The organism is Acinetobacter sp. CFCC 10889, assembly GCF_003268395.1.
GTDB lineage: Bacteria > Pseudomonadota > Gammaproteobacteria > Pseudomonadales > Moraxellaceae > Acinetobacter.
Window position 1 is genome coordinate 20,781 of record NZ_LQXQ01000048.1, and the last position, 6,249, is coordinate 27,029.

At 41.8% G+C, this 6,249-nt stretch carries 4 protein-coding genes; all 4 read left to right on the plus strand.

Going from position 1 to position 6,249, the window contains the following annotated elements:
• Genes AVJ19_RS15905 through AVJ19_RS15920 form a run of 4 tightly spaced genes read left to right on the plus strand, consistent with a single transcriptional unit; the run spans nt 1 to nt 5,978 of the window.
• Nucleotides 1-2,490: a phage tail protein gene (locus AVJ19_RS15905; protein WP_111860629.1), complete on the plus strand. Its 2,490-nt coding sequence runs from the start codon at nt 1-3 to the stop codon at nt 2,488-2,490.
• A gap of 42 nt (nt 2,491-2,532) precedes the next feature.
• On the plus strand, nt 2,533-4,809 hold the full coding sequence (locus tag AVJ19_RS15910; RefSeq protein WP_111860630.1) for an SGNH/GDSL hydrolase family protein: 2,277 nt from the start codon (nt 2,533-2,535) through the stop codon (nt 4,807-4,809).
• A 42-nt stretch (nt 4,810-4,851) separates the two neighbouring features.
• A complete protein-coding gene (locus tag AVJ19_RS15915) occupies nt 4,852-5,208 on the plus strand; it encodes a hypothetical protein (RefSeq protein ID WP_111860631.1) in 357 nt (118 codons plus the stop codon).
• The gene (locus AVJ19_RS15920; RefSeq protein WP_111860632.1) at nt 5,205-5,978 is read left to right on the plus strand and encodes an N-acetylmuramoyl-L-alanine amidase; all 774 of its coding nucleotides are present in this window, start codon (nt 5,205-5,207) and stop codon (nt 5,976-5,978) included. Before AVJ19_RS15915 ends, AVJ19_RS15920 begins: the two co-directional genes overlap by 4 nt.
• Nucleotides 5,979-6,249: the final 271 nt, after the last annotated feature.

The window sequence follows — 6,249 nt, forward strand, 5'->3', positions numbered from 1 at the left end:
ATGGGTGGATTATTTGGTGGTGGTACCACAAGCACAACAGAAACACGTATTAACTCAATGCGTGTTCAGCAATCAGCCTATGGTCTTTGTCAACCGTTGGTATATGGCAAAAACAGAGTCACAGCCAATATGTTTTGGTATGGTGATTTTACTGCAACACCGCATACCACTGTGACCAAATCAGGTGGCAAAGGCGGCAGCTCTAAAACTCGCAATACTACATTTACCTACAATGCTTCATTAATGCTCGGATTGTGTGAAAATAAAATTCGAGATATTGGAATCGTATGGCGAGACAAAGATCAGATTATCAATAAAACTGAAAATGGTATGACCAAGAGTCCGATTGATCAGTTGGGTTTTGAATTATTTGATGGTGATGATAATCCACGTTGGGGGTATATACAGACCAAACATCCCGATCAGGCATTACATTACCCATTTTTGGGTTATGTCGCCTGTGCCAATTATGATCTAGGAAATAGCGCAAGCCTTGCCAATCATACCTTTGAAGTCATTAGTGATATTACACTGTCTGATACTGTACATGATGCCAATCCTGCGGATGTGATTGAGGATTTTATTACGCATCCACGCTATGGGGCAGCACCGATTTTAAATATGGCGGATTTGGCAGAGTTTAGAACCTATTGTCGAGCAGCAAATTTATTAATCAGCCCTGCATTTACAGAACAGGCTGAAGCATATGAAACGATCAACACCATTGTTGAGGCAGTGAATTGTGCAGTGGTACCTAGTCCTGATGGTTTAAAAATTAAAACCTATGGTGATGCTGCTTTGACTGGGCATGGGGTGACATTCACACCTGATTTAACGCCTGTTTATCATTTAACAGATGATGACTTTATTGGTGAGGATGAGCCAATTAAGGTACGCCGTAGCCGTGATACAGATGCTTTTAATCATACGCAAATTGAATATACTAACCGTTACAACCAATACAACACGGAAACTGTAGAAGCCAAAGACCAAGCCAATATTGAAATGTTTGGTTTACGTACAGAAGATGCGGTAAAACTCGATTTCTTTTGTGAGCCCAAAATTGCTCGGCATGCCTGTCAGCTACGTTTACAGCGTTTGTTATATGTCCGCAATGAATACGAGTTTCAGCTTGGTTGGAAGTACTGCCGACTAGAACCCATGGATATTGTGACAATTACGGATATCTCCTTGGGGTTGGATCAATTTCCTGTACGCATTACACGGATTGAAGAAGATGACGAGGGCTTACTCACCATTACCGCAAATGAGTTGTCCGTTGGATCTTACTCAGCAATTGAATATGACCTACAAGCATCCAATGGTTATCAGGGCGGCAATGAAGAACCAGGACATGTGAATGCGCCTGTTATTTTCGAGCCGCCTTTGGATCTTACTAATGGTATCAATCAAGTGTGGATTGCTGTATCAGGTGGAGTGAATTTTGGTGGTTGTAATGTCTGGGCGAGTTTAGACAACACAACTTATGGCATGATCGGGACCATTTATGGATCGGCACGTTATGGTCAATTGGTGGGTGCCATTGATGTAGATGACACAGCATTGCAAGTTCTGCTCAATACACCAAGTCAGATGTATAGTGGTACTTTGGAAGATGCTGAAGCGGATGCGACATTATGCTTGTTGGGCAGTGAATATTTAAACTATCAAGTGGCAACACTGAATGGATCGGGTTTGTATATGTTAAGTGATGTACTGCGTGGTCGCTTCAATGATGCTCAAGCACATATTGCAGGTGAGTCATTTGTTCGTATTGATAAGGCTATTTTTGAACATAGTTTTAATAAAAACCTGATTGGTAAGCAGATCCATTTGAAATTTACCAGTTTTAACGGTCTACAACAGCAAGAACAAACTTTAGATGAAGTGACTGCTTTTAGTTATACCTTGGTGGGTGGAAAGCCTACAGGTGTGAAAGGACTTTCATTACAGTCGCCGTTTATTGGTACAAGTTTTAAAGTGCAGTGGCAGAATGTTGCAGGTGCTTCAGGCTATGTTGTGCAAGTATTATCAAATGGTGTCTTGCTGCGAGAAGTTCAGACAACCAATACCGACTATAGTTACTCTCTTGAAGAAGCCAAAGCAGATGGTTTAGGGCGCTCTTATACAATTCGAGTGGCTAGTATCAGTGGTAGCAATGTGAGTTCATTTGCAGAGTTGAATATTAGCAATCCGATTCCTGTCAAACTTTTAAATGTATATACCTCAGCAACTAAAGATACATTAACTGTAAGTTGGAATCCAAGTGAAGAACCTGATTTAAAAGATTATGCAGTTTGGATAAGTCAAACGGAAAACTTTGATCCGAGTTCGATTGCACCAACGTGGGTCGGATCAGACCTATCTCATACCTTTGAAAAGCTTACATCTACAACGATCTACTATGTGCGAGTTGCTGCACGTGATGTGTGGAAAGACACAGTTTGGAATTATTCAGATCAGTATGTTCAAAGTACTTCTGAAACTTAAATTTGATTAACAACATGAGCACCCATTTTGGGTGCTTTTTTTATGGATGAGATTTTTATGCCATTACCAGATAAGAGTGCACTGATTGGTGCAAATGTTACAGAGCAGGGATTTAAAACTGCTTTAGGTGAGTTTGTTGATAATGCCTCATCTAAAGAGGATGTGAGTACCGCAAAACAAGAGGCTGTGCAGGAAGCTGCTACCGAAGCAAATGTGATTGCAAGTGAGAAGTTGGAGCAGGCGAAAGAGTATACTATAGCGTACGCTGCCGCTAACACGCACAAAGTAGGCTTAGTTGAGCTTGTACCATCGATGCCTATCACATACGTCGGGGTTGGCGTCAACGGCTCTCTAAAGATACAAAATGATGCTCGATACACGTCTATTGCATTTCCTGTGCCGCCTGACACTGATGTAACATTTTGGAATACGAGCAACGTGGTCACGGCAGGATCAGGGGCAGGTATTAGCTACCACACCGCGCTCCCTCCGACTGACGCAAATAGTGTAACTGCAATGACGCCTCACGTCAGCACACATGGTACTTCTGATGCTTACATACACACACGAACGCCTGTCGGCGCTAAATTCGCTGTCGTCAATACCGCGATTACGTCGCTAAATTACAATGTGCAATGGAAAGCACAGGTCGGCTACGGTGTGGACAAAAGTAAAGTTTTTTCCCCGTATACGAATATGTCTGAAGCACAACTTGCAGTTGCTGCTAAAATAGGTAGTACGGCTAACATGTTTGATCAACAGACCAATGCTATTGCGCAGTTTTATGTGAGCTTGACACAGAATGTCATCGCGTGGACAGACACTAAACCTAACTGGAGAATGGCGGTAGTACCTGTCGAAGCTGGCGCAGTATATAAACTACGCATACAAGGAAACACTACACAAGCGAAGCCTGCGTGGTTGATCGGTACGCTTTCACTTGTCGGCGGTCAACCGATTACGCCTGCCTCACTGACAGCCATAGGCGATGACTGGTATACGTGCATCGCTCCTGCTAATACTACTTTTCTACTGATGAATGTGGACTTAGATATTGACTATCCGTTAGTCGATATGCTTGACACATTCGCTGTTAGAAAATATACAGATGCTACAACAAAAGGTGTTACGCATATAGCAGGTACGCCTGTCGCAGACCAAGTCGCAAGAACGCACATGCAAGTACCTACCATGACGGGGACAGCTAATTTATTCGCATCCGCTCAACTTACAACAGGTTACTATATCAGTGTCGTGCCGAACACGCTACAACTCAGTGCTGGCGGTAAAGTTGCTGTTATTCCAGTCAAAGCAGGCACACGGTATAAAATAACATACGCCGCGCAAGCGTCCGATATTTACCGATTCCGATTCATGTCTGATGCTGTTTTGCGCGAGGGCAAAGAGACGGTGGCTGGTACTGACGAGGTCATCACAAGCAACACAGAGCGCTACGTCACAGCTCCAGTGGGCATGACACACATGGTTCTTACTGCTGAGCTGATCAATGCGACGTTCAATTTCAGTATTGTCGCTACATTGCAGGTATCAGACTACAGCAAATATCAACCGACGTTGCGAGAAGTCGTGCAACTGAATGGACTAAGTCTATATGATGCGTATGCGCGCGAGAAGTTAAGTGTACTGGAAAAACAAGTAACTAACGGAGCGTCACGACTAACGGGTAAAAAGTGGATAGTTATCGGTGACAGTATTACAGAAAAGAACTATTGGAGTAACTACAACTACCACTACTATCTTGCGAAAGATGTCGGCGGAATGACTGTATACAACTATGGTATATCAGGCACTGGCTACTTCAACCGCAATGATGTGGCATCAAAGATCACCCAAACTGATGTTGATTTAATTACAATTTTCTTAGGCACGAATGATTGGGGTAATCAGACAGCGGAGAACAGAAAGCCGCTAGGAGTATTCGGAGACACGACAACTGACACAATAAGCGGATGCATCTACGTGCTAATTACGGCAATGATTGTTAAGTTCCCAATAACTCCGATGGCGATCCTGACGCCGCTGCCACGTGCGACAAACTGGGGTGTAAATGCTGCGAATAACGCGTATGGATACACTCTGAAAAATCTAGTCGACCTGCTGCATGTTTACGCGACTCACTTTTCGTTACAGATCATTGATTTATACGCAATATCTAACCTGTATCCGTACAACGCAACCGCTAATGATCACTTCTTTAAAGCCCCAAACTACGAAAGCGGTGATGGGCTGCACCCAAACGATGCAGGTCATATAGCTATCGCTCATAAATTACGACACAAACTAGAGCAAATAATTTAGCCCAATCGGGGGCTTTTTTATTGCCAAAAATAGGGGGAATACATGTCTGAAAACGAGTCATACGGACTCAGAGTTGAGAAAAAGATTGACGCAATGCAATCAGATATTCGTATGTTATCTGATCATGTCACACGACTGACATTCATTAATGAGGCACACAAATCAGCAAGTGAAGAAAATCGCAAAGACATCGATGCGCTAGACTTAAAAGTTTCAGCACTTGAGCATAAGTCATCAATGCAGGATGGTGGAATTTCTGTCATTAAAATTATTTTGGCATTGTTTGCAGGCACTGTGATTTCAGCATGTGTTGGTGTTGGAGCATCAATTATCCAAATGAGTCAAGAACTATCAATTGTTAAAGAAAAAGTCGCAAGACTTGAGGAAGTTAGTAAATGAAATTAATTGGAAATAACTGGCGAGAGCGCTGGCAATTCTGGACAGTGAAATTAGGCACTTTTTTAAGTGCTTTTTTTTCACTTGTGATTTTGTTCAGTGAGCAAATGTTACAGATTTGGCATGCGATTCCACAAAATATAAAAGATCGTATTCCTGAAGACTGGGGGATTTGGATTGGCTTAGTAGTTTCAATAGCTTTGACTGTAGTTCGCTTAAAGCCGCAGGCAAAGTTAAATCAGATTCAATCATTTGTCACAGTGACAGCAGGGCACTCGAATGCAGATCCGGGAGCAGTCAACGGCAAATTCAAAGAAGCTGAATTGGTTACAAAGTTCCGTAATGCTGTAGCTCATTATTTGAAAGAGGCGGGTGTCGCAATCAAAACCGATGGTATTGGCTCTGATAACCAGAATTTAAATACAGCCATTAAATTGATTAAAGGCTCTGATGTTGCTGTTGAATTTCACATGAATGCAGCAGCAAATAAGACAGCGTATGGCATTGAAACTATTGCATTACCGAAAGACAAAAAATTAGCGCAGGATCTATCAAAAGTTGTGGCCAAAGCTTTCAATTCTAAATTGCGTGGAGATGCGGGTTGGATTGATCAAAGTCAGTCAGCACGTGGAAAGCTTGGCTTCATCAGCAATGGCGGTTTAATCGTTGAACTTGGTTTTATTTCAAATGAAACTGAGCTAAAAACATTTAATGAAAAATATTGGTTAGCTGCACGTGATGTTGCTGATGTTCTAATTCATCATATTAAATAATACAGTTATGTATGGTTTTTAAGATGATAGATTGTTAAATTAAGCTATTGGGTAAGAGATGATTTTACCCAATATTTTTCGACTCTTTAACACATTAATAAAATCAATAGGTTATAAACATGGTTCAAAACTTGGGTATTTTGATATTTTAAGTTTTAACTCACTGTTATATTTCTGATTTTTGCTGTATTATTACAGTTCACTGCCGTATAGGCAGCTTAGAAATGACTGAATCTCATTGCCATAACTACCTTGATGTTCACTGCCGTAT

Excerpts from the sequence above, each read along its gene's own strand:
- AVJ19_RS15910 (WP_111860630.1), top strand. The coding sequence starts at position 2,533 with ATGGATGAGATTTTTATGCCATTACCAGATAAGAGTGCACTGATTGGT.
- AVJ19_RS15905 (WP_111860629.1), top strand. The coding sequence starts at position 1 with ATGGGTGGATTATTTGGTGGTGGTACCACAAGCACAACAGAAACACGT.
- AVJ19_RS15920 (WP_111860632.1), top strand. The coding sequence starts at position 5,205 with ATGAAATTAATTGGAAATAACTGGCGAGAGCGCTGGCAATTCTGGACA.
- AVJ19_RS15915 (WP_111860631.1), top strand. The coding sequence starts at position 4,852 with ATGTCTGAAAACGAGTCATACGGACTCAGAGTTGAGAAAAAGATTGAC.